This is a genomic window from Rufibacter roseolus (genome assembly GCF_017916365.1).
Taxonomy (GTDB): domain Bacteria; phylum Bacteroidota; class Bacteroidia; order Cytophagales; family Hymenobacteraceae; genus Nibribacter; species Nibribacter roseolus.
Genome location: NZ_JAFMSU010000002.1, coordinates 1,258,653 through 1,283,136, shown reverse-complemented (window position 1 = coordinate 1,283,136; position 24,484 = coordinate 1,258,653). Strand labels below are relative to the sequence as shown.

Annotated in this window: 18 protein-coding genes; 5 read left to right on the top strand and 13 right to left on the bottom strand. The window is 51.1% G+C overall.

The window, feature by feature from the left end; all coding sequences use genetic code 11:
- Window positions 1-448 precede the first annotated feature (448 nt).
- Together J3P35_RS14270 and J3P35_RS14265 are read left to right on the top strand one after the other, a co-directional pair.
- Window positions 449-2,950 carry an outer membrane beta-barrel family protein gene (locus J3P35_RS14270; RefSeq protein ID WP_210465250.1) on the top strand — a complete coding sequence of 834 codons (2,502 nt, stop codon included), beginning with the start codon at window positions 449-451 and terminating at the stop codon, window positions 2,948-2,950.
- A gap of 258 nt (window positions 2,951-3,208) precedes the next feature.
- A complete protein-coding gene (locus J3P35_RS14265) occupies window positions 3,209-4,252 on the top strand; it encodes a ferredoxin--NADP reductase (protein WP_210465249.1) in 1,044 nt (347 codons plus the stop codon).
- 96 nt (window positions 4,253-4,348) lie between these two features.
- Here J3P35_RS14265 and J3P35_RS14260 read toward each other — a convergent pair whose 3' ends face one another.
- The 3 genes from J3P35_RS14260 to J3P35_RS14250 form a co-directional block, all read right to left on the bottom strand.
- A complete protein-coding gene (locus tag J3P35_RS14260) occupies window positions 4,349-4,792 on the bottom strand; it encodes a hypothetical protein (RefSeq protein ID WP_210465248.1) in 444 nt (147 codons plus the stop codon).
- Between the two features lie 155 nt (window positions 4,793-4,947).
- On the bottom strand, window positions 4,948-7,416 hold the full coding sequence (locus tag J3P35_RS14255; protein WP_210465247.1) for a prolyl oligopeptidase family serine peptidase: 2,469 nt from the start codon (window positions 7,414-7,416) through the stop codon (window positions 4,948-4,950).
- Between the two features lie 134 nt (window positions 7,417-7,550).
- Entirely contained in the window at window positions 7,551-8,678 is a 1,128-nt protein-coding gene (locus J3P35_RS14250; RefSeq protein WP_210465246.1) for a transglutaminase domain-containing protein, read from the bottom strand.
- Between the two features lie 238 nt (window positions 8,679-8,916).
- Between J3P35_RS14250 and J3P35_RS22010 the strand changes: the two genes are divergently transcribed.
- On the top strand, window positions 8,917-9,240 hold the full coding sequence (locus tag J3P35_RS22010; RefSeq protein ID WP_246850217.1) for a hypothetical protein: 324 nt from the start codon (window positions 8,917-8,919) through the stop codon (window positions 9,238-9,240).
- A gap of 167 nt (window positions 9,241-9,407) precedes the next feature.
- Complete coding sequence (locus J3P35_RS14240; protein ID WP_210465245.1) at window positions 9,408-9,794, top strand: hypothetical protein; 387 nt, start codon at window positions 9,408-9,410, stop codon at window positions 9,792-9,794.
- Window positions 9,795-9,931: 137 nt separating this feature from the next.
- Here the strand turns inward: J3P35_RS14240 and J3P35_RS14235 are convergent, their stop codons facing one another.
- The 3 genes from J3P35_RS14235 to J3P35_RS14225 form a co-directional block, all read right to left on the bottom strand.
- Window positions 9,932-10,696 (bottom strand): MBL fold metallo-hydrolase, encoded by a 765-nt coding sequence (locus J3P35_RS14235; RefSeq protein ID WP_210465244.1) that lies wholly within the window; start codon window positions 10,694-10,696, stop codon window positions 9,932-9,934.
- A 172-nt stretch (window positions 10,697-10,868) separates the two neighbouring features.
- Window positions 10,869-12,809: a glycoside hydrolase family 2 protein gene (locus tag J3P35_RS14230; protein ID WP_210465243.1), complete on the bottom strand. Its 1,941-nt coding sequence runs from the start codon at window positions 12,807-12,809 to the stop codon at window positions 10,869-10,871.
- A 220-nt stretch (window positions 12,810-13,029) separates the two neighbouring features.
- Window positions 13,030-13,311 (bottom strand): hypothetical protein, encoded by a 282-nt coding sequence (locus J3P35_RS14225; protein WP_210465242.1) that lies wholly within the window; start codon window positions 13,309-13,311, stop codon window positions 13,030-13,032.
- On the opposite strand from J3P35_RS14225, the gene J3P35_RS14220 reads away from it, so the two are divergent.
- Entirely contained in the window at window positions 13,305-14,423 is a 1,119-nt protein-coding gene (locus J3P35_RS14220) for a glycoside hydrolase family 43 protein (RefSeq protein ID WP_210465241.1), read from the top strand. The two genes, J3P35_RS14225 and J3P35_RS14220, sit on opposite strands and share 7 nt — an antisense overlap.
- Before the next feature lie 447 nt (window positions 14,424-14,870).
- Here J3P35_RS14220 and J3P35_RS14215 read toward each other — a convergent pair whose 3' ends face one another.
- The 7 genes from J3P35_RS14215 to J3P35_RS14185 form a co-directional block, all read right to left on the bottom strand.
- On the bottom strand, window positions 14,871-15,881 hold the full coding sequence (locus tag J3P35_RS14215) for a PorP/SprF family type IX secretion system membrane protein (protein ID WP_210465240.1): 1,011 nt from the start codon (window positions 15,879-15,881) through the stop codon (window positions 14,871-14,873).
- A 6-nt stretch (window positions 15,882-15,887) separates the two neighbouring features.
- Complete coding sequence (locus tag J3P35_RS14210) at window positions 15,888-18,368, bottom strand: gliding motility-associated C-terminal domain-containing protein (RefSeq protein WP_210465239.1); 2,481 nt, start codon at window positions 18,366-18,368, stop codon at window positions 15,888-15,890.
- Window positions 18,369-19,331: 963 nt separating this feature from the next.
- Entirely contained in the window at window positions 19,332-20,084 is a 753-nt protein-coding gene (locus J3P35_RS14205; protein WP_210465238.1) for a carbon-nitrogen hydrolase family protein, read from the bottom strand.
- A gap of 300 nt (window positions 20,085-20,384) precedes the next feature.
- Window positions 20,385-21,068: a hypothetical protein gene (locus J3P35_RS14200; RefSeq protein WP_210465237.1), complete on the bottom strand. Its 684-nt coding sequence runs from the start codon at window positions 21,066-21,068 to the stop codon at window positions 20,385-20,387.
- Window positions 21,069-21,465: 397 nt separating this feature from the next.
- Window positions 21,466-21,885 carry a hypothetical protein gene (locus tag J3P35_RS14195; RefSeq protein WP_210465236.1) on the bottom strand — a complete coding sequence of 140 codons (420 nt, stop codon included), beginning with the start codon at window positions 21,883-21,885 and terminating at the stop codon, window positions 21,466-21,468.
- Window positions 21,886-21,938: 53 nt separating this feature from the next.
- Window positions 21,939-22,379: a hypothetical protein gene (locus tag J3P35_RS14190; protein WP_210465235.1), complete on the bottom strand. Its 441-nt coding sequence runs from the start codon at window positions 22,377-22,379 to the stop codon at window positions 21,939-21,941.
- A 289-nt stretch (window positions 22,380-22,668) separates the two neighbouring features.
- Entirely contained in the window at window positions 22,669-24,417 is a 1,749-nt protein-coding gene (locus J3P35_RS14185) for a phospho-sugar mutase (protein ID WP_210465234.1), read from the bottom strand.
- Window positions 24,418-24,484: the final 67 nt, after the last annotated feature.

Here is a 24,484-nt window from a genome sequence, read left to right as displayed (position 1 = left end):
CCCGATTCTTTCAAAACGGATTTTAAATAGATCAAAGTAAATAGTTCATCCCAGCGTTTAGAGGTTGTTTTCTAGAGACTAGCCTCCAAACAGAATATTATATAATCCTTTTCCCGAATAGGAAAAGCTGCCTGGTTATTGCAGTAGTACCCTGCTTTTTTCTCCATTGCGACTTCATCCCTCCCGGATGTTACTGGATTTACTTTGCATGTTTTTCAACTTCAAGAATCCCCTTTGCGGGGGTAGAGTACCATTCATCACATTTTTCCTGTCTTTCATCACATTTAATTTTTGAAACGCTAAGTGCTGGCTAACCTTGTACCATAGCAAAGCACCTACTGTACTGGTTTCCTGCAGCCTTTTTAGACATTTCATAAAATAGGCAAACTGGGAGAATACAGGGCTTTTTCTGAATAGTGATATCTAACTAAACTCTTAAAATAAAAACATGAAAAACGTTATACTCCTGGCGATGGCCAGCGGCTTGGCTGCGCATTTTACTTTTGCCCAGGCTCCGCAAAACAAGCCCAATTCCGCCCCTCCTCAATCCGCCGCACCGGCGCTAACCCCCAAAGGAAACAGCAAAATAGCGGGTGTGGTTATTGATGATGTAGCCAAGAAACCGGTGGAGTTTGCCACCATCAGCCTCATTGACAAAACCACCGGCAAAACAGTGGACGGAACAGTGTCTGATGAAAAGGGAAGATTCTCGCTGGGGCGCGTGGCAGCCGGGCAATACAAAATATCGGTGACATTTCTGGGGTATGAGACCCGGGAGGTAGACAACATCACCATCGGCAACAAAGATGAAGTCAACATTGGGGCAGTGGCCTTGAAAGGCAATTCCAAAATGCTGGACGAGGTGGCCGTGGAAGGAGATAAATTGCTGGTGGAAGACAAAGTAGACCGCATGGTGTACAACGCCGAGAAAGACATCACCAACGCGGGCGGCACGGCCAGTGATGTCCTGAAGAAAGTACCCGGGGTTACGGTAGACCTGGAGGGCAATGTGGCTTTGCGGGGCAGCTCCAACCTGCGGGTGTTGATCAACAACAAGCCCTCGGCAGTCATGGCCACCAGCATCGCCGATGCCCTGCAGCAGATTCCCTCAGACCAGATCAAAAGCGTGGAAATCATCACCAACCCCTCGGCCAAGTATGATGCCGAAGGAACGGCCGGTATCATCAACATCATTACCAAGAAAAACAACCTGCAAGGCGTAAACGGAACGGTGAATGCCACCTACGGCAACCGGAACACAGGCATCAATGGCAATGTGAACTACCGCAAAGGCAAGTTCGGGCTGACCACGGCCCTGGGCCAAAGCTGGAAGAACAATCCTGCTGAGAGCATCCGCGACACCTACTACAATGGCATCCCGGGAATTGACCGGCTGCACCAAACCATGGACGGCAAGCGGGAGGGTGTTTTCCAGATGGTGCAATTGGGGCTGGATTATGACCTAAGCCCTAAAACCAGCGTGTCGGCGGGGTTCAGGATGCAGAGCGCGGAGTTCGCCTATAAGACCTCGCAGGTCTCCACGCAGTTTCTTAACGGCGAGGTGATGGGCGGCAACACCCGGACCAACAACAATGAGTTTGACAACGCCAACTATGACCTCAACCTTGATTTTACCCGCAGATTTGAAAAACCAGGCCAGGAACTCAGCATTCTGGGACTACTGAGCCGCAGCAACCGCCAGAACAATAATTTCGCCGATGTCCTGAACCTGGACCAACAACTGGCCCTACGGGAGCAAAACCTGAATGACGCCTACAATGAGGAGAAAACCTTTCAGGTAGACTACACGCACCCCTTCAAAAACAAGCACCTGCTGGAACTGGGTACCAAAGCCATCCTGCGCTACGCCGAGAGTGATTACCAGCTTTTATTTGCCAATCCGGCCACCGGTCCTTTTGTGGTGGATCCAAGCCGTACCAATATATTTGAGTACCACCAGAACGTGGGCGCAGCGTATGCTTCGTATGAGTTCAGCCTGGATAAGAAGTATAACTTCAAGCTGGGCTCGCGCTATGAGTACACCCGCATTGACGGTGACTTCACCTCCTCAGAGACCTCGGTAGGGCAGAAGTACGGCAATTTCATTCCCAGCCTGGCTATCTCCAGAACGCTCAAGAACAACCAGACGGTGAAGTTCAACTATACCAAACGCATTCAAAGGCCGCAACTGGGCTTGCTGAACCCCTATGAGAACCGCGCCGATACCTTCAACATCCAGGTAGGGAACCCTAACCTGCGGGCCGAGATCACCAACGCCTATGAACTGGGTTACAGCACCTTTTTCAAAAGCGGTACCTCGGTGAACGCCTCTTTCTTCTGGCGGCAAACGAACAACTCTATTGAGGCTTACACCCTGCCCACGGAGGGAGGCGTGAACTACACGCGGTTCGGGAACATAGGGCGGAACGCCAGCTATGGGGTGAGTTTGTTTGGAAGCACCAAGTTTCTGCAGAAAGGCAACATCAGCACCAACCTCAACATCTTCTACAGTGACCTGGAAAGCCAGACCTCCTTGTTGAATGCCTCCAACGCCAGCATGATGTACAATGCCAATATCAACGCCTCTTACAGTTTTAATAGAGGGTTCAGCGCGCAGGTGTTCAGCCAGTTTAATTCCCGCAGAGTAACCCTGCAGGGCAAAGCCTCGGCGCTGGCCATGTACAACATCGCGGTGAAAAAAGACATTCTCAAGAAAAACGGCAGCATCAGCGTGGGCATTGATAACCCATTCTCTGAAGCCCTGAAACAGCGGAATACCTTCAAAACCCAGAATGCGGAGCAGGTTAGCACCATGTATCTGTACAACCGGCAGGTGCGGGTGAACGCCAGCTACAAGTTCGGTAAGATCAACACCAAGGCCCAGGCACCCCGCCGCAAAAAGAAAATCAACAACGATGACGCCAAATCAGACGGAGATGCCAACGGATAAGCCTTGCCAAGCAACTAAACTCATGGTTCTATGATCATTGTTTTTGTGTTGTTAGGCATCCTGCTGAGTTGCCTGTAGACAGCAAAGACCAGCTTGCCATGAGGCCAGAACCCCAAAGCAGCTTTCCTCCCATGGAGGGAAAGCTGCTTTGGGGTTCTTTTTTGATAAATTAGCCTAAAATAGCCTTCCTGTTTACTGGCCTTATCTCTGGGGCGGTGAAATCCGTTAAGAGGAATTTGATCTGAAAGTGCCGTCTGCATGAGTTCTACGTACCATTCCCTCACCATTACCCAGATAAAGGAAGAACTACCCGATGTAAAAACCTTTGTTTTCGGGGCCGAAGATGCCCAGGCCATCGCTTACCTGCCGGGTCAGTACCTAACCTTGGTGGCGCAAAACAAGCAGGAGGAAGTCAGAAGGTCTTATTCCATCACCTCGGCTCCGGCTTTAGGAGAACCGCTGGCCATTGGGGTAAAGAGGATTGAGAACGGGTTTCTGTCCCGTCAATTGATCGACCATGCCAGGGTAGGGGACACCTTGCAGACTATAGGAGCCGCCGGATTTTTTACTTTGCCCCAAGACATGACAGGTTACAGGCAGGTGTTTTTCTGGGCGGCCGGTAGTGGCATTACCCCCATCTACGCTTTGATCAAAACCCTGCTCCACGCGCATCCAGATGTTTCTGTGGTTCTGGTGTACAGCAACCACTCGCCCCAAACCACCATCTTTCTGCAGGAGTTAAATCGACTCGCCGAGCAATACCCGGAGCGGTTCCTGGTAAAGTTCCTGTTCAGTATTTCACCCAGGCTAAGTGAAGCCCGGCTGCACAAAGAGCTCCTGAAAAGCCTGGTGCGCCAATACAGCAAAGTGTCTGTATCGGAAATGTTATGTTATGTTTGTGGCCCTGAGAACTACCGGCGCTTGTGCTTGTATGGTCTAAGGGAGGTAGGGGTACCCGCAGCCAATATCCGGCAGGAGACGTTCAGCACGGTTAAAGTCATTACCAAAGAAACCCCACCAGATACTGATCCGCATACCGTCAGCATCCAATACCAAAACCAGGTGCATCAGCTTCCGGCCCAATACCCTGATACCATTCTGCAGGCCGCCAAAAAGGCTGGCCTTTCCCTGCCGTACAGCTGTGAGGCGGGCCGCTGCGGAAACTGTGCGGCAACCTGCCTGCAAGGCAAAGTCTGGATGTCTTACAATGAGGTGCTCACGGATAGGGAAGTGGCCCAGGGGCTGGTGTTAACCTGCGTGGGTTACCCGGTGGGAGGGGATGTGGTGTTAAAGATTGGGTGAGAATTTGATTTGGGGGTGTTTTAAGGAAATCGGCCTTAAAAGGGGGAGCAAAAAAATACTCCAACAGGTGAATTCCGGTTGGAGTAAAAGCCTTATCTATCTAATAGTAGTAGTCTGCAGGGGATTTTCTTTGCCCACGTTCAGAAGCCAATCCAGGGCCGGAGGCACATCCTCAAACATTTTGATCTGGAATTTGTCTCCAATGTGCTGGTGCAGGTGGTGAAAAGACATTTTGCCGTAAATACCGGGGGCCAACACCTGGCTCATATACTGCAGGCCCAGTTCCATGACTTTAGGCGTCCAGAAACTTACAATCCAGTCGTTGGCCACTTCCCAGGGGCCTATCAATTCTTTGTGATTGTTCAATAAGCGGGAGCAAGGTTGCTCCTGCAGCATTTTGATATAGTGACTGCCGCCCTGCATCACGGTGTCCAGCGTCTGAATTCCAATCCATTGTGCATGGATGTAGAGGTTGTCTGGCATACGCTCCGCAATGAGGAAAACATCCCCGTTGGGCTTCTTTAGTTCTACTTTTGTCATTTGGTTTGTCTGTTGCAACGGATAGTCCAGGTCCGTTCTTCTCTTTCCTGCTTCCCGGTTAAGGTTAGTCGTGGAAATCTAAGTTTTATTACGCAGAACAAAAAAAGGTGGTCTATGTTTTACCAAAGACCACCTTTTTAAGGGGAAGCTACTTCTTACCGCATGGTTTGCGGTTGCGGCTTGTTTTTCACATATTTCTCCAGCCACTGGTCCATTTCCCACAGCATGTGCATAATTGACTCCTTGGCGCCGTAGCCGTGGCTCTCGGCGGGCAGAAACACCAGGCGGGTGGTGGCCCCATGGCCCTTGAGGGCATTGTAGAAACGCTCGCTCTGGATAGGGAAAGTACCGGAGTTGTTGTCGGCCTCGCCGTGGATCATGAGCAAAGGCGTCTTGATTTTATCTGCGTAGTTGAACGGCGACATTTTGGCGTACACCTCGGGGGCTTGCCAGAAAGTACGCTCCTCGGCCTGGAACCCGAACGGGGTAAGGGTGCGGTTATAGGCCCCACTGCGCGCGATACCGGCCGCAAACAGGTTTGAGTGCGCTAATAAGTTAGCCGTCATGAAAGCGCCGTAAGAGTGGCCGCCTACCGCCACCCGGTTCGGGTCCGCAATGCCCATTTTAGCCACCTCGTCAATGGCGGCTTTCGCGCTGCCCAAAAGTTGCTCTACGTATGTGTCATTCGGTTCTGCGTCTCCTTCTCCCACAATCGGGAAATCAGTGCGGTCAAGCACGGCGTAGCCCCGGGTCACCCAGAACAGGGGAGAACCGTAGTTGATACGGGTGAACTCATACGGCGAGCTTTTCACCTGGCCGGCGCTGGCGGCGTCTTTGAACTCGCGCGGATACGCCCACATGAGCATAGGCAAGCGACCCTGCTCTTTCTTGTAGCCTTTGGGTGTGTACAGTGTGGCCGTAAGCGTTACCCCATCGTTGCGTTTGTAGGTCAATAGCTGCTTGTCTACTCCAATCAACTCCGGCGACGGATGCGGGAACTTGGTCACCGCGGTGAGTTTCTTAGTCCCAATCTGGCGCAAAAAGTAGTTGGGCGGATCATTCTCAGACTCGCGGCGTGTGATGAACAGCCCTTTCTCCGGGTTCAAAACATCCACCGGCAGCTCGTAATACGGCGCCTCAGAGCGCCACAGGATATTGGCCTTCTTCGTGGCCAGGTTGAATTTGCTCAAGAAAGGGCGGTTACCCTGCGGCGAGCCACCTTCGCTGATCATGTACAGGTTCTGCCCAGATTTATCCGTCATGAGCACATTGCGGCCGAACTGGTTCTTGGTCATCACTGGTGAGCCCGGGTCTGAGTACAGGTCTTCGTAGGAGCGTTCTACCAGCAACACCGGCTCAGCGCCCGGCTGGCTTGGGTTCACGCGCAGGCGGCGCTCCTGGCGGGTTTTCCACCAACGCTCGGTCACCAGGGCCAGGTCATCGTCTCCCCAGGTAATGCCGCTGAAGCGCAGTTTGGTACCCACCAGCGCCACTGGTTTTTGAGTGAACGGCGCGGTTTGGGTGTAGACGATGTCCCGTACGGGTACGTCTTTCTTGTCATCGCCACCGTCCTGGGCTTCTACCCAGTACAGGGTGGCCGGCTGGTCTGCGCGCCAGTTCACGTTTCTGGGGCCGGCTGCCACCGCATTGAAGCCCACGGGAATGTTCTCGCCCAGCGGAATATCAGCGATCTGCTTCACCACTTTTCCCTGGCGGTCCCACACCTGCACCGTGTAGGGGAACAGGCTGGAAGGTACCAGATAGGAGTAAGGCCGGTGCGTGGTGGAGACCAGCACAAACTGCCCATCCGGCGAGATGCTGAAAGACCGGATAATGCCTTGCTCGCCCAGGTTCGTTGCCTTGCCGTCCAGGGACACCTGCACGAGTTGGCTTGTTAAATAGTAATCAAACAGGGCCTCGTCCTGGCGGTTCTTGAGCAGATCCTGGTAGGTGCGGGAAGGGGCGGGGCGGCCCAGGTTCTCCTGGATCACCGGTCCCACCGGCGTGGTGTTGGACTTCGGCGCCTCGCCGCGTGAGGGGTTCACCAGTTTTACCAACAGGTTCTTGCTATCCGGGGTCCAGCTGAAGGCGTTGCCCCAGGCATCGTTTACACTGGCAGTGGTGAGTTTGCGGGCGGTTCTGTCAGCGGCGTTCACTACCCACAGTTCAATGCCGTTGGAGACGGTGTTCAGGAAGGCAATCTGCTTTTCATCCGGAGACCAGGTGACATCAGTGATTTTGGCTTTGGCCGGTAATCCTTGGATGTTGAACTCCTGTCCGCCGGAGACCTTTTTGAACTTGAGGTTGTGGAAAGAAGTACCACGGCTGGCGCCGTTTACCGCCGGGTTGATGCGGAGCCCCCCAATGCGGGCCTCTGGCGCGGCCACTTCCTCAATGGACGGGTAGCCGGCCCGCTCCATAAGCAGCATCCAGTCGCCCTTGGAATCAAAAAGCACCGAGGGTGTGGCCGGGGCTTCAATCAGTTTGGCAATAGACTCAGCTGGGCGCTGGTAGGGGACGTTGAGGTCTTTGGCCCCCTGGGCCATGACGGCGGGACCGGCCAGCGACAAAGCCAGCAGCAGCAGCACCGACAGCCGGGAGCGCCGGGAAATGATTTTGTTCATGTTTGTGTGGTTGGTGGAAGGATGTGATAGCCAAGATATACAAAACTTCTGATATATGTTTAGCGGCTGATTTCAGTAAAACAGCCGCTAAACCCCCCACTCACCACAGTGGGAAAATGAACAAATCCGCCAGTTTATTGGCGCTCTGCCAGAGCTTGCTTGTAGAAAAGGGCTTCGCGTTTTTTCACCGGGGTGCTGAGGTATCGGTGCAGGAACTGCTCCTGTTTCTGCACCATGGCCACGGCTTTCTCCAGGGAAACCTTCATGTTCTGCAGAGAAAGAAAAAGGTTGGTGTTGTCGGCTGGGTTCACCTGCTGCAGCAGCCGCCTGGTCTCACTGAACTTTCCGGCGCAGCTGCTGGCCATCAGCCGCAACTCCTGATCTGACCGGGCCGGCAGAAAGCGGTTATTCCGGTACCTGATGAACTGATTCAGTGCGTTGATGCCCTCATTGAAGGTGTTCACGGCCGCATTGTATGCGTCTACCGTTTCGTTTTCCTTAATGACAGAAAGGTTCTTCTTCAGATGGTTCAACTGGTCCAAAACCACCGCCGGAATCACGGGGTTGGCAGACATCCGCCGGATGGTGCCCGTCAATTGCGCTTTCTCTGTAGCAGATCTGTAAGTAGCCAATGTATCCAGGAACTTGAAGGCCGGTTTGGGTTTGGGCAAAGCACTTCTGGAGGAGATAAATTCACTATAGGTTAGCGGCTGCGTCCGTAACTGCCACAAAGGATCAAACGGCATGTGCGTCTGAATCATCTTAGCGGGCGCTACCATAAAGTACCGGGTATTGGCCCGGGAGATGAACACGCCTTTCTCCACCACGCCCGCTCCCCAGGTGGGGTCAAACAAATACCATTGGCCTTGCAGTTGGGCGGCGCACCAAGCATGCGTCATCGGCTGGGACATACCCCTGGGAATGACAAACCCGGTCACCAGGTAGGCCGGAACACCCATCTTAGCGCAGACCTCCTGGAACACCTCGGCATAGCCCTGGCAAAGGGCTTTTCTGGAGCTCAGTGTCTGCGCGATTAGGGCCTGCTTTTCATAATATAGGGTTTTTCTGGCCAGGGCCTGCACGTCATAGGCAATGTTGGTGGCCAGCCAGTCATACAGGCCTTTCACTTTTTCCTGCGGCGTTTTATAGTGGCCGCTCAGAAACTGCGCCAAGCCCTCAGTGGTTCTGGATTGGGACATCGGGATAACCGGCGCACCGGAAACCACCTCGCCGGAGGGCACGGCATTTCTCTGGGGCTGCATTACCTGCGCCCGTGTCTGCCAACCTATGAAAAAAATGGTAAAAATTAAAGCCAGCCTAGCCATCTTGTAGTACCCTGAAAATAAAGGCGGTGTGCCTTTCTGTAACGATGAAACAACCGTCGCTAGGATAACGTTTCCGGGTTTGTTTTTAAAAATAGCCATATTTAGGCTCTCACTAAAATAATTGGCTTTATACTTGCAGCCGAGTTTCCAAACGTTTGGCTATTCAGAAGAAATTATGAAACGACAGATTGTACAATTCTTTTTATTAGTGTTTGTTCTGGCGACTGTGGCCTCCTGCTCCAGCTCTAAAAACACCAGCAGTTCTAGGTACCCATCCGGCACCCGTACCTCCAAAAGCCAGAGAACCTCAGACTCCTTTCCGGGGGTAATCTTTGGCGAGAGCAGAACCTCTACCAGGGGGCTTCCTCCGGGCCAAGCCAAAAAGGTCAACGGTGACCAGTCTGCCCGCGACTATGCGCCAGGCCAGCAGAAAAAAGGCGGCAAAGGACACGGCCACGGCCACAAAGGCGGTAAAAAGAAAAAAGGTAAAAAGCACTAAGAAGCTTTTACCCCGATAAAAACAAATGAAAGAGGGCTTGCTGCGGCAGGCCCTCTTTTTTTATAGGTAAACCAGTTTAATTAAGTCCCGGGCGCCCCGGCGGCAAACCACCTGTCTTTGTCCTCGTAAACAGGCGTATAACTTACGTATAACTTAACTTTTAGACTATGGCTATTTCAGATATTTTCAACGGCGACGATAAAGATAAAGACAAGGCAAATACCGCCAACAATATAAACGATGAGTATCATCAGCGGAACGCGCCCGGGAATCATCCAGACCCATCTGCCAAGCGCAACATCAACGTGAACGGAGACACCGAGCGCAACGACCAGAAAGACAAACTGGAGAACCTGCACATAGGCGGGAACGAGTTGACCGGTTACGGCGCCAACGACCATGAGGAAAAAGAGTCTATCTCACAGGGGCCCGGTTTTGAGTACGAAGGTAGCTACGATGCCATGGACGGCAGCGCCAACGGCCTGAGAATGCACGACCAGCCCCTGGACAGCTCAGAAGCCGATTCTGAAGAAACCGACTACAACCGCCTGTAGCCTTTATAAGCAAAAAGCAGAAGCTGGTTTTCCTTAATCCTTGGAAACCAGCTTCTGCTTTTTAGGGCCGTTTTTGAGAACATTGCCTTAAAAACTGAATCCTTCCTCATAGGGCAAGGAGACAGGATGATCAAGACTTAGCTTTTGTTTTCTGGGTACCAGTTGCGCAGGCGCACCTCTACATTTTTCTTGCCGGCATCTACCTGGGTTTTAAAGGCATTCACATCGCTGAGGCCGCCCTGGCCGCGGTAATGGTAAGGATAAACAACCCTGGGTCTGAACTCAAGCACTGCCGATGCTGCCTGGTTTACATCCATGGTGTAGGGCAGGTTCATGCACACAAACGCCACATCAATGTTTTTAAGGGCCCGCATTTCAGGGATGTCCTCTGTGTCACCGGAAAGGTAGACGTTCTTGTTCCCGATTCTCAGGACGTAGCCGTTGCCACGGCCTTTTGTATGCATGGCATCCGCTGCCTCGGGCAGGTTGTACATGGGCACGGCGGTGATGTCTATATCAAGTTGGTTTGTTTTAGCGCCGTTGGCCAGCACCTTGGCTTTGGCTTTCATGGCCTCGGGCAGTTTATCTACCACGGCCTGGGGCGCCACGATGGTGGCTTTAGAGGTGGGCAGCGCTTCCAGGGTTTTCAGGTCCAGGTGATCTGGGTGGATGTCGGTGATGAGGATAAGGTCTGGGGCGGTGAGGCCGGTGAACAGCTGGGCGCCGCCGTAAGGATCTACCCAGATGGTTTTGTTATTCCACTGCAACACCACGGTGCCGTGCGTCACCGGCTGGATCACCAGGTCACCTTTCTCGGTTTTTATGCGGTCTGGCTGGGCAAGTCCCTGCGCCCAGGCCTGCAGGGTGCACACGCAGAAAAGTAAAATCAGGAGTTTTTTCATCTTGTTGTTTTTTAGGTTAGACGGATAGTGGAAAGACAGATTACCAGCGGTAATGTTTAAAGGCTAATTAGGGAAAAGATTTAAGGGGATCACACAAAAAACCTGTTTAGGAGGAGTTCTTTAGAAAACGCCTCCTAAACAGGTTCATTTCCATTGGCTAAGTCACCATGGGTTACTCACTTTTCTTTTTCTTCAGGAGCCGCTTACTGGGCTTGGCGTTGAAGTCGCTGCCTTTGGTACTTAGAATCCCGGGTGGCACGGTCAGTTCCCCCGTGTGGAAGTCAATAAGACCGTTTTTCTCTTCTTCAATGTTCGTGGCTTGGGTGTACACATCACCGGCAATGCGGCGCTTGCGCAGTTCCCGCTTAAAGTCCAGGATTCTCTGGGTACGCTCCTCAGAACCTTCGGGCCCACCGTAATCTGAGAACCCGAAGCCTCCCCACTCACTCACGATCAGCGGCGTCTGGCCACGGTAGAAATACTGGTCACCAATCACCAGCGGCAATACCGCCACGCCTTCCATCTCACCGGCCGTCAACTTGTCCAGCAGCTTTTTCCATTTGCCCAGCTTAGGCGTGTACAAGTGGGCAGTGAGCAAATCTGTCTTGAGCTTGCCTTCATAGGAGATGTGCTGCCACCCGTCATTGTCCACCACCAGGAACTGCGGATACCTGATTTTCATAAAGTGGTAGGTATCCATGATGTACTGGCGGGTCTCGGGGTTCGTGGCGATGTCCTGGGCGCCCCAGTCCTCGTTGTATAAACTCCAGATGATCACCGAGGGGTTGGTTTCAATCAGGGCCAGCATCCGGAGGAGCTCTATCTTGTGGTTCTCGCGGCTGCGCCGGGTAGAGGAGTGCGGGCTGGGCACTTCTACCCACAGCAGCATGCCCATTTCATCTGCCAGGTTGTAAATACGTGGATCAATACCGGCAATGTGCACCCGCACCAGGTTACAGCCCAGTTCCTTCATGGCGTACATGTGCCGTTTCATCTCCTCGTAAGTAGCGGTACCTGGTTGGTAGAGGATGCCGTCTATGTAGATCTCCTGGTTGTTAAGGTACAGGTGACGGCCTCGGGCCTCAATCTTGCGCAAGCCAAAGTGGCCGGCAATCTCAGAGGCGTAGCCGGAGGAATCAATTAACTGGGCCTCAAATTTATACAGGTGCGGGTTCTCGGGGCTCCAGAGCTCGGCGTTGGGTACTTCAATGACCACGTACTGCGACCTTTGGCCGGCCTCCAACCTGAGTTCATAGTCTGAGGTGGCAATGGGGATGGCGTCATCGGGAGCATCGCGCTCAAAGATGTTCAGCCTGAGCGTGTACTGCCCTGGGTCCTGGATACGGGTGGTGAAGTTGAAACGCACCAGGGAGTCTTCAATTAATCCCTGTACCCCAACCCTGGACCGCAGCCTGTTCCGCTCAACGGTCTCCAGCCACACGCTTCTTACGGCGCCGGTGTAGGTCTGGTACCAGATACCGCCCCGCTTGTACACATGCGATTCCTGCTTGCCGCGGGGTACCTCGGCGTCCATGCTGTGCGAGATACGCACGGTAAGGAAGTTCACCGGTAGCAGATGGTCTTCGTTTATCTCAAAGGAAAAGGAGTTGTATTCGCCATAGTGCACGTCGCCACCTTCCACGTCGGTGAGCAGGCGGCCGTTAAGCCAAACCCTGGTCTCGTAACCGCAGGCCCCAAAGGTGATCTGGTAAATCCTTTTCCCCCCGCTTTCCAGTTTCTCGGGACGGGTGAACTCGCGCTCGTACCAGGCAATGAGTTTGTCTTGCCAGGCGGGCGTACTTTCCAGTTCTCCTTTGGTTTTGGCCATGTGTTCTTCCACAGAGCCGGGCCAGTTGGCGGTGTGTTCGTATTTGTGCCCCAGGTACCAGCCCTCCCTGATACCACGGTCTTCCTGGTCCAGGGAGAATTTCCATTCCCCGTCCAACAAAGAATAGGTGTTGGGCCGGAGGACTACCCTGGGGATGGGGTTTTCCGTTCTCCTGGAGGCAACGTCTTCCTCTTCAATTTCAGCCTCTATGGACTCCTCAATACTAGAAACAATGGATTCTTCAAAGCTCTCGGTTACATTGAGGTTGGGGTGTTTAGAAGTCATAGTCGTAAATTAATTTATAGAGGTGTCTTGTTTACTTCTTTCTTAAACGAGGTTTATTTCTGGTAAGGTTGTCTGGGAGGGAAATGAGTATTGAAAAATGCACTTTTATTTAACCATCGTTTTGGGCCTGTTTTCAAGGAAATAGCCGTAAAATATTTACTTACAAAGCCTTATCAGAAACCTGAAGAAGCTATTGGATACGGCTCCTAAGGATTGTGGTTCATGAAAAAGGGCTAAATAATCCCATTTCTGGAAATGCGGTTTCAATAGAAGGGGAGCGGGGCACGTTGCCTTCCTGAAGCAGGGCATCAGAAAGGAGGTTTCCATTTGAAGGATTGGGGGCTGAAAAAAGAGCGCGTGGGGCACGGGTAAAAATGAACAGGTCTGTTTTGGGGGGGATGGCCTGGCGCTTTCGGCTTATTTTATTGAAATCGGTTGCAAAGAGGCTGCAGTTATGCCTATATTCACCAGAACAATCCAAACCTAAAACGAAAGATGACAAAGTTTAGAACCGCAAAATACCTGCCTTTGGTATTTGTTGCCGCTTCTGCCTTCTCCAGCGCCTGCCAAAAGCAGGGTGGAGCAGATTCCAAGACTGCCGATGGACAAAGTGGCGCCACTGCTTCTGCAGATACCACTTCTTCCAAGTACCTGTCGCAGCCGCTCATCCCGGGCATGTACACCGCAGACCCTTCGGCGCACGTTTTCAACGGAAAGATCTACATCTACCCATCGCACGACATTGAGGCGGGTACTCCTGAGAACGACAACGGTGATCACTTTGACATGCGCGATTACCATATCTTCTCCATGGACGACATCAACGGTAAAGTCACTGACCATGGCGTAGCCCTGGATATCAAAGACATTCCGTGGGCCAAGCGCCAGCTGTGGGCGCCCGATGCCGCTTTCAAGAATGGCAAGTATTACTTGTACTTCCCGGTAAAAGACAAGCAGGACATCTTCAAAATTGGGGTAGCTACCTCTACATCGCCCACTGGTCCTTTCAAAGCCGAGCCTAAACCCATTGAAGGCAGCTTCAGTATTGACCCGGCCGTTTTCACCGATACTGATGGAACCTCCTACATGTACTTCGGGGGAATCTGGGGCGGACAGCTGCAGCGTTGGGCCACTGGCAAGTATGACTCCACTGTTGCTCCCGAGCCAGCCTCCGGCAATGCCCTGGCGCCTAAAATGGCCAAAATGCGTGCAGATATGCTAGGCTTTGAAGGCCCTGTGAAAGATGTGCAGATCCTGGACGAGAACGGCAAGCCTTTCCCGGCTACCGAGCATAACAAGCGTTTCTTTGAGGCGGCCTGGATGCATAAGTACAACGGCAAGTATTACTTCTCTTTCTCTACCGGTGATACCCACAACATCGCCTACGCCATCGGCGATTCGCCAACCGGACCATTCACCTACAAAGGCGTGCTCCTGAACCCCGTAGAAGGCTGGACAAACCACCACTCCGTAGTTGAGTTCAAAGGCAAGTGGTACCTGTTCTACCATGACACCCAGACTTCGGGTAAAACGCACCTGCGTAATGTAAAAGTAACCGAACTGACTCACCAGCCAGATGGCACCATCAAAACCATCACCGCTGTGAAATCATAAGTCTGATTCAGCTAAGCTATAAAGGCCCCGCTTCTCTCCTGAGAAGCGGGGCCTTTTGTTTTGTAGGGGCAATCCCTTGTGGTTGCCCTTGCGCGTTGCACCTCGATCTTGGTTGTTGGTGATATCACCAACAACGGCGGCAACAGATGCTTCAGAGACAACTTTTGGCACCCATTCCGTCCCCCTTTGAAGGCCCTGGATGACGAAGCCGGAGGAAGAACCGTTTACCTTCACCAAGAGCCAGGGCAACCACAAGGGATTGCCCCTACATATCAGCACAAGTAGAGACCAGGCACCGCCTTGTCTCTATTAACCGCCTTGCACAACTAGTAATTAGATGAACGGCTTGCCGTATTTAAGAGCCGTTTTCAGCAAAAGTGCCTAAAAACAGCAGCGGCCCAATTCCTAAGAATTGGGCCGCTGCTGTTTAAGAATGATAATCAGGTATTAGTGCATCCATCTGGGGCAGATTACTTTTCCTTTGTTGAAGAGCTTGAGTCCCAGAACCACTTCATGGGTGCCTGAGTTGGCGATGTTCAGTTCAGAGGTGTTGTAATCATAGGAGTAGCTGAGGTCCATGATGGTGCTGATGTTCACCCCAGTCATGATGGCGAAAGCATCCTGGTTCCGGAAAGAGACACCTGCCCACACCCGGTCGGCGTACAAGGCCCTCAGGTTAAAATCCAGGGTGGAAGGGCTGGGGCTGGTGAACTTCGCCAGAATGGAGGGGATCAGAACAACATCGCGGCCCACGTTGAATTTATAACCAGCGGTACCAATGAAGTGCTTTTGCAGCACATTGTTAGACTGCTCGTCTTCCTGTTCTGGGTTCAGGTCGCGTTTGCTTTTCAGGAGCTGGGCCCCGGACAGTCCCACAAAGAACTGGTTAGAGTAAATCCAGGTGCCTACGCCCAGGTCAAAGTAGTTGCGGTTCACGTAGTCACTGCCTATAGCGGGGTCGCTGGGGTTGGTGAATGTGGCTTTACTGGGATTGAAGCTGTTACGCAGAATGCCCGCGCTGGCGCCCATAGACACTGTAATGGTTTTGGTAATAGGCAAGTGGTATGCGTAGGTGAGGTTGGCGTTGGTGCGGCTCAACGGACCTGTTTCATCTCTGATGACCTGCACCCCCACACCGTGGTGCGGATACGCCCGCACAAATCGGTTCTGGTTCACGGTACGGGTGCTGGTGATTCCCTTGCCTACGTTGCGAACACTGGAGACCTGCTTGTTTAACGGGGTATGCGCGCTGATATGATAGGTTTTGGGTGCGCCTTCAAGGCCAACCCATTGCTGACGCGTCCCAATCTTTACCTCGGTGTAATCTTCTATGCCCGTAATGGCCGGATTAAGTAAATAACTATTGATCATGTATTGGCTAAACTGCGGCCGCTGCTGGGCCCAGGCCGGGGCAGTCAGGAGCAGCAGAACCAAAAAAGCGCCTAAATATCTCTTCATCTGATTTTATTTGATAATGGTAACGCTGCCCGTGAATGGCTTTTCATCTTTCTTCAACCGGATAATGTAGTAGTAAGTGGCCAGTGGCAACGGACTACCATTATGGGTTCCATCCCAAGGCTGGCTGTACCCGGTTGACTTGAATACCTGGGCGCCGTAGCGGTTAAAGATCTCCACGGTAGCATCCGGGAAGTTCTCAATGTTCTGGATCTCCCAGGTTTCATTGATACCGTCGCGGTTAGGGCTGAATGTGTTCACAATCACAATGCGCGGCAGAACGGTAATGGTAACATCATCTACCGCCTCGCAGCCGGCCCCACTGGAAACCGTCACCGTGTAAGTAGTGGTCACAGACGGGGAGGCCAATGGGTTAGCCACGTTCGGGTTGTCCAGTCCGGTGGTAGGGGTCCATTTGTACGTGTTACCACCGGTGGCATTCAACTGCACAATCTGGCCCTGAATGATAGTGGTGTCTCTGCCGGCGTTAGCGGAGATTGGGGCAACCGTCACCCTTACGGCCGTACGGCGGGCGCTCACGCATTCATTGGCACTAATGGCTTCCACGTAGAAGGTAGCATTACCCGTTAATGGTGGCGTGGCGAAAGGTGAACCAGACCCGATAGGCGTGCCGCCAGTGGCCTCGGTGTACCAGGCGTAGGTGAAGTTACCGGTAGCAGGCAGCACTTCCAGCGTCGCTGAACTTCCCTGGCAGGTACTCACATCAGCTGACTTTACAATAGGCGCCTGGGGCAATTCCTCAATATCAATTTTGATGGCTTCCGCCGATGGTACAAATCCGCAGTTGGAGTTCTTGTATCTGGCCACTCTTCTGAACCATGTGGGCTGAGACACGAAGGCAGGGGTAAAGGATGCCCCGTTTTTGTTATCTGAGCCAGGAGCGGCAGCGGCATCCACGAAGCCAGCAGTGGCGCTGGTGGTGCTGCTTTGCCAAACGTATTCAATATCGCCGGAGAGCAGGTTACCGCTGAAGGTGGGTGCGTCTCCTCTGCAAACCAACGCCCTGTCCACCTCAATGGTGTTTTCGCTTGGGTCAATCACCGGTAGAACCTCAATGGTGATCACATTGCTGAGGTTTGGTGTTTCGCAACCTTCAAAGGTTACTGTGCGCCGGTAATCTGTGGTTTGCGACAATTCAGAAGGGGAGTAGCTCTGCTGGTCGTTTCGGCCTTCAGCAGGAGAGAACTCGGTTTCGCCTTCGGTACGGCTTTCCCAGAGGTAGATAGGGCGGTTGGTGCCTACCCGGGCATCATTCCCGGTTAAAGCGGCTGGTTTGGTATCCGCGCAGATGGTCTGGGCCGTGCCAATGGTGTTCTGGATATCCTGCTGGATGATGTTGATGGTAAACTCAGCGCGTTCTAAGCTCTCGCAGCCATTCTCCACGGCGGTGATGTAGAATACCATTCTGCTGGTTACCGGACCCGCAAAATAGGAGGGAACTGGTCCGCTAGTGTTCAACGGAGTGGTGCTGGTAGCTGAAGAATAGAAATTGTAGAGTTTGGTAGGGTCATTAGGGCTTGGCGCAATCTCATAGGTACCGCCAGCGCAGGTAGAAGTCTGAGTTACCTGTAAGAATGGCTTGGCTGGCAGAGGGGTGAAGTCTATGTTGATGAGCGTTGGTCCCTGTAAAACATCAGAGAATTCGCACTCGTTTGCATATACTAAGGAAACCACATAAGAGCCCCTTTTAGGGAAAGTAAACCTTGGGTTTTCAGCGGTTGGGTCACTGATGGTAGCCCCTGTTCCAGAAACAATTGTCCATTGAATGGACCCAGGTCTAAGCGTGCCTAAGTTATAATCCAGTTTGCCGTCCTGACTTCCAATTAACTGACTTCCATTGATGGTCAACGGTGGAGCATTGGGAGAAAGGTCCTCGCATTCACTTATTGCCTGGGGATTAGCCTGCGGATACACAATGACTACATTCTCTTCATGTACATACCGGCCATCAGATTCCTGGTCTGGGTTATCCGGATCAACCGGATCTTCCGGACCATCAGGGTTATTTGGATCAAAGCAAGCGCCTTTAATGCGGAGCCTGATGGTGTAACTACCTTTCAGGTTGAACTGAATGATGGGGTTTTCAGAGGTGGAATCGGTGCCCTCAATGAATTTAGCCACGGTGGTGGGAACCTGCTCGTCGCTGCTGTCGGTGATCTCCCAGGCGTAGGTTAAGCCGGTGGCTGGGGTTGACTCATTTTTCAGGGTCACCTTTACTGGGATACCGCAAGTGTCGGCACTCTGGGGCGTCATGCGCTCGCGTTTCTCCACCGTGAACTTTGCTTCCTCTTTGTTCACCGTCATGGTCACGGCATCAGACGTATCTGCGGCGCAGGAAGGCCCTCTCACAATAACCGTATAGCGGCCCGACTCTTCCAGGGGAAAAGTGCTTTGGTTTGCGTTTGGGATATTGACTCCGTCTTTTTGCCATTGGTACAGAAAACCCTGTCCGGAAGGAGTGGCGGTCAAGGGAGTGCCAGAGCAGACTGTTGTTTGAGCCGGAGGGGTTATGGCAGCCCCACAAGGTGTTGGCGGAGTGGTTTGCCCTAAAAGGAAAGAGGAGCTATAGAGATATATAGCAAATATCAGCAGATAGCTTTTGAATGAATGCATTCGGTTTTCTGGAATAAGTAAACAACATCAAATACAGGTAAACATGTTGAAGAAGGAAATTCCACAGAACTATTCCGTCTGCCAATCCAGAAACAGAGTGCCTTTCTAATTTGATCCAGATGTAGGAGTGTGGTAATAGTTATATCAAATGTTCTTTCTTCTTAAGTGTATGAACCTCTTGTTATTAATCGTAAAAAAGGGGATTTTATTATACTCCGCCCTTAAATCATTTACCCAGGTTAAAAGGAAGAAGCACCGGGTACCTGGCTTTGCTCTGCTAAAGGTTCTTGCGGACCAAGCCCCCACCTAAAATACACAATAAAACCAAATACACAATCCTGTTGAGCGCTAATCCTGGTGGGCAATGGTTTGAGCCTCCCTGAAGACTGCAAGCTGGAAGGTACCCTCACCTAATCTCCATGAGTACTCCTTATCAGAGCAATAGTTTCCCTTATTGAAACTAAAACTATAATAAAAATTGGAAAATCCTGTACTCTGTTTTAAAGTGATTGAATAAAACTCATTCTTTTGTTCAATCACCTTTGAAGAAGAGAACTGCCCAAAAAAATACGGGAATCAATAAAGTAACCACAATAACCTCAAAACGTTTTTTCCGGTGCCGGCCAACTAGTTTTGTATAGATGCAGGTTAATTGTGGTGAATGGAATAAGTCTGTGGCTTTTTGATGTTAGAGCAGTTCTGTTTTTAGGCTATTTAGAGAAAAACATACCAAAAACAGAACTGCCTGAACTTGTCGGGATTCATTGCCACCTAAAGGACCAATTTAAATCTAGGAACCAGCTGTTGCGCTGGGTTGGATTAGGCTTGGTGAACGGCCAGAACAGGGATTTGCCTTTGAACCAGTTCCTGGGTAGTGGTGTCCAGCATCAGGAAGCCTTCCTCAGTGCCGTTGAGTTGGCCCAGCAGTTCGCCTTGGTGATTCCAGATAGATGATTTACCGCCGCAGGTAAAGTTATCGGAGAAGCCCACGCAATTGGCCAGGCCTATGGTCATGCCATAACCCTTAGAAATATCGGTCATTCTCTCTATGGCTTTGTCCATGCCCTTCACTGATTTGGCCACGCTGGCTAGGTAGATTTCTGCTCCATTTCTGGAGGCATCTTGAGCGTGTTCGGGAACAAATACCTCATAGCAAATGGCCAGTGCCACCTTAGGGTTTTGACTAAGAAAGCTGATGTTGTTTTGGCCCCCTACGAAGAATGGCTCCTCATCTGCGTGCAGGTATTTCTTAGAATAGGTTTGCCTTGGCTGATGAGGCTGAAAGAACACCAGACTGATACAAGTTCCCGCTCCCGATTTGGTGGGGACACCTATGCCAATGGTTACGTTCGCGGTGTCACTGGTCTGCTGGAAGATGTCAAACCTAGAGTCTTCCGGCAAAGTAGCTAAATGCTGGGCCAGCCCTGGTTCGTATCCGGTAATGGAAAGTTCCGGGAAAATGATGATATCCGGTCTTGAGGGCAGTATCTGAGTTATCAACTGTAAGTGCTGGTTTATATTACTTTGGATGTCTCCCTTAACTGGTTTGGTCTGAACTACACAGATTCTCATTTCCTGGTCTTTTTTACAAAACTGGCTCCATAACGGGAGCTTTATACAGAGCGAATTTACTCTAACTTTTACGCATATCAACTTTAGAGAAGAGAAGTTTTAGGCTTCGGTTCCTGAAAGAGGTTCCAAGGCAAAAAGCCCTTCCTAACAAGAATAGGAGGGGCTTTCTGCTTACTGGAGTTTTATCCCAATTTTTCACAAACGCTTAAAATGAATTCGATTCCAGATTCAGTTCTCTCACCGGTGAAGGTCAGGAGAGCCACTTGACAAGACGAAATCTAAAGGAGACCAGTCTCAAATTTAGTATTCAATCCAACCTTCAACGTTATAGCCCGCATCGTTGGGATTAGTGGGGTTGAAGAAAACCGTTAAGTCCAAGTCACCGGTTGCATTAGCAAATTTACCTCTACCGCCCACCACGGTTAACTTGCCCGTTAAATTCAATCTGGTAGGTGAAACTGGTGTGATAACTGACGGACTGGTGGGGGTAGTAAACAGGGCATCACCGCTGCTATTGAAAATGACAGAATTGATTACTCTACCGGAGCCATCTGAAGGCGGAATTTGAAGCAACGTGTTGGCGGAAGTCAGGGCATTGAAATCCCCGGCCTGGATCAAGGGAAGTGGCGCGCCTAAAACAGGAAGGGTTGGAATTAAGGACACTGAGGCAGGGAGTGTACCTACGGGAACTGGCTGGGGGACGGTGGCATCAGAAGTATAAGCCAATTGATTAAAGAAGGTGTTGATGTTACCCATGTTTGTAGCAGTTCCGGTGCCACCGCCAGGTAAGTAAGCAAAACTTGTATAGGTTGTACCGTTAACAACCGCCGGGGCAGGAGCAGTGGGTGAAAAGCGATACCAAGTGGTACTAGTCATTTCAAAGTATACCCTTTCTGATTCATCATCGCTATCCTCACAAGAAGTTAGAAGACCCAGGATGAATATTGGAAGGAAAATTTTTATGTATAGGAATACCTTTTTCATAAAATACATAATAAAGCTTTACTCTTATACAGCATTTTTTTGCGCCATTCTTACAGTTGAATAAAGAGGGAATCATATACTTCTATAGTGCAGCCGGCTGGGTTTAAACCCTGGTAATTATCAAAAGCTGCAATTCTTTATATTTATTTAATTATTTGATTTATAAACATTTATAAAGTATTAAGGTGTAAAGATCATGCCTTGCGTTTTACTAGCACAAGACACCCTATCCAATGACGTGAAAAACGGAGGTCGATGGGCTACTTTGATAAGAGGGTAGTTTTAGAATCCATTCTCGAAAACTAATTCCGCGCGTACGCTTAAGCAGAGCTATTCCTTAGGCTTGTTGCCTGCGGTAGCCTGGCAGATGGATTGATGTCGTCTTAAAATATTGCCGTCATTCAATCCTTCTAAGGACTTCCACAATATGCATGCCCTTATGCCCACCCTCATAAGACAACTTGTTTCCTTGCACTTTGTAAGTAAACACTAAAGGCTCGCCTATCATGGTTTTGTCTGATGACTGTTCAAAGCGCTCGGTGTACTGGTTGCCTTTGGTGCTTGCCTTTCCTTGGGCAGTGATCAGGAGACTATCGGTTTTCCGGTCGTAGACCGTGAAAATAATTCTGTTTTGGGTAATGGTTTTGGTCAGGTTATGGGTAGTACTGTCCATTTTGAATTCATCACCATTGGGGAATTTTATGGTGGTGGTAACAACCCGCCAGGTGCCTTGGATATCTTTACTGGTTTGTGCTTCGGTTTTGGTGGAGAGCAAGGCAAAGAATAGAATTGGGAATAAAATGATTTTCAATTTCATATTTGATCATTTTAAGATGAGGTTTAGATAAATGAATTTTTTATAGATCATTTTCATTTGGCCAGTTTAACCTTGATGGCGATAGACATGATTTGCCCTGAAGCAGGGCCACCGGTTTGTAGTGGGGGAGAGATAGTCTCTAAGAAAGACAAGGACATGGCCTTGTTATAGTTGATCTTTGAGCTGATCCTAAAGGGAATACTAATCACCATAAGCCCTAAGCCAAGATACCCCAACATATCTCCCCGGTCCATGATTTTGCCATTTCCGCCAGAACCGTTAGGTCCTGAATCCTTCCCGAACTGGGACATAACCATTATCAAACCTACGGAAGCAGTGGTTATTCCAGTTGCCGCGGTGATCGTAGCCAAAGTATGCTGGGTATCGGCGATTTTCAGGTAATACGCCTGTGAACCTTTAGGATAAGGCTCTTTTTTCTGCCCCAAAGCCAGGTTAAAGCAGAGAAGTGTAAAAAGTAGTAAAAGGAATTTCATTGGTTTAGGCCCAGTTATTAAAAATGAGCTTCAACTAACGACACTGCACCCAGGAACAAGTGCTATTGTGTGTAAGGCGGGAGGGTGTTTTTGGATAAACCCAAAACGAGGATCAGGGGGACCTGTTAAGATATGGTTAAGTTAATCAATTGCTTATGTAATGCAAAGAAATTCAATACTTTACTATACTACCCTTGGGGCTTTAGGCTTGTTTTGGGTAAAACAGCCTTAAAACAGAAGGGCCTTCCTGTAGGTTACAGGAAGGCCCTTCTTGTTTGAAAAGGATAAATTATTTCAAGTTCAGATCGGTGATGATCCGCTGGATTTTGTCATTCAGTTTCTGACCTACTTGGTCAAATTCATCGGCAGAAGCCAGGGGCTCGCGTACGCTGAAGTAGAACTTGATCTTAGGCTCGGTACCCGATGGTCTGGCTGATACCTTGGTGCCGTCCTCAGTTAGGAACTGGAGCACGTTGGAGCTTTCCAGGCCGGTGGCGCTTTCCTCGCCGGTGCGCAGGTTTCTCCGGAAGCCGGTTTTGTAGTCAATCAACTCCACTACTTCAGAACCCGCAATAGTCTTAGGCGGATTCTCGCGCAGTTCCTGCATCATCTCCTGGATTTCCTGGGCACCTCTATGGCCTTTTTTAGTCAAAGAGATCAAGTCCTCTTTGTAGTAGCCAAACTCCTGGTACATCTGGATCATGAGCTCATAAAGGCTCTTGCCCTGGTCTTTGGCCGCCGCGGCCATCTCCGCGATCATGGCGCAGGAAGAAACCGCGTCTTTGTCGCGCACGAAATCACCCACCAGGAAACCGTAGCTTTCCTCGCCGCCGCAGATGTACTGGGCTTCGCCTTCTTTCTCGCGCATAATAGTGGCGATGTACTTGAAGCCTGTAAGGGTCTCGTAGCAGTCCACCCCGAAGCCTTCAGCCACGCGGTTGATGAGATCGGTGGTCACGATGGTGTTCACCACGTACTCTTTGCCGGTGAGTTTGCCCGCTTTTTTCCAGGCCTGCAGAATGTAGTAGGTGAGCAGAGCAGCGGTCTGGTTTCCGTTGAGGAGCACAAACTGGCCATTCAAGTCACGCACGGCAATACCCACGCGGTCAGCATCTGGGTCAGTGGCAAGCACCAGCTCGGCGTTCAGTTCCTGGGCTTTCTGCATGGCCAGGTTCATAGCGTCTTTTTCCTCAGGGTTCGGGTATACCACTGTCGGGAAGTTTCCGTCTGGGGTGGCCTGCGCCTCCAGCACGTGCACGTTCGTGAACCCGAAACGCTCCAGCGCGCGGGGCACCAGGGTTATACCGGTGCCGTGGATAGGGGTGTAGACGATGCTCAGGTCATGCTGGCGTTTGATCATCTCCGGATCCACGGAAAGCGTCGCCACTTTGTCCAGATACGCCTGGTCTACCTCGTCCAGGATAAATTCCACATTCGCCTCGTTGCGCTCAAATTTCACCTGATCCAGCGAGGTGATTTTGTTTACCTCGGCAATGATGTTCTTGTCGTGCGGAGCGGTTACCTGGCCACCATCGTTCCAATAGGCTTTGTAGCCGTTGTATTCTTTGGGGTTGTGCGAGGCCGTCAAGACTACGCCGCTCTGGCAACCCAGGTGACGGATAGCGAAGGACAACTCAGGCGTGGGGCGCAGTTCACTGAAGAAATACACCTTAATGCCGTTGGCGCTGAACACATCGGCCACTACGTTGGCAAAATAGGGGCTGTTGTTGCGGCTGTCGTGCGCAATGGCCACGCTGATCTGCTGACCAGGGAAAGACTTTAACAGGTAGTTGCTCAGGCCTTGGGTGGCCATGCCCACCGTGTAGCGGTTCATGCGGTTGCTGCCCACGCCCATGATGCCGCGCAGACCGCCGGTTCCAAACTCCAGGTCTTTGTAGAAAGAATCCGTCAGGGCATCAGAGTCCTGGCTGTCAATGAGGCGTTGCAGTTCGGTCTTGGTGTCCTGGTCATAGGCACCCTCTAGCCAGGTGTTTACCTTGGTCAATACGGCTGGCTCCAGCGATAGATTGTTATCCATAGTTTTGTAGAAAAAGGCAAAAGCGTTTAGGGGCTGTTTTGGAGAAAACAGTCTCAGAACGGCTTTC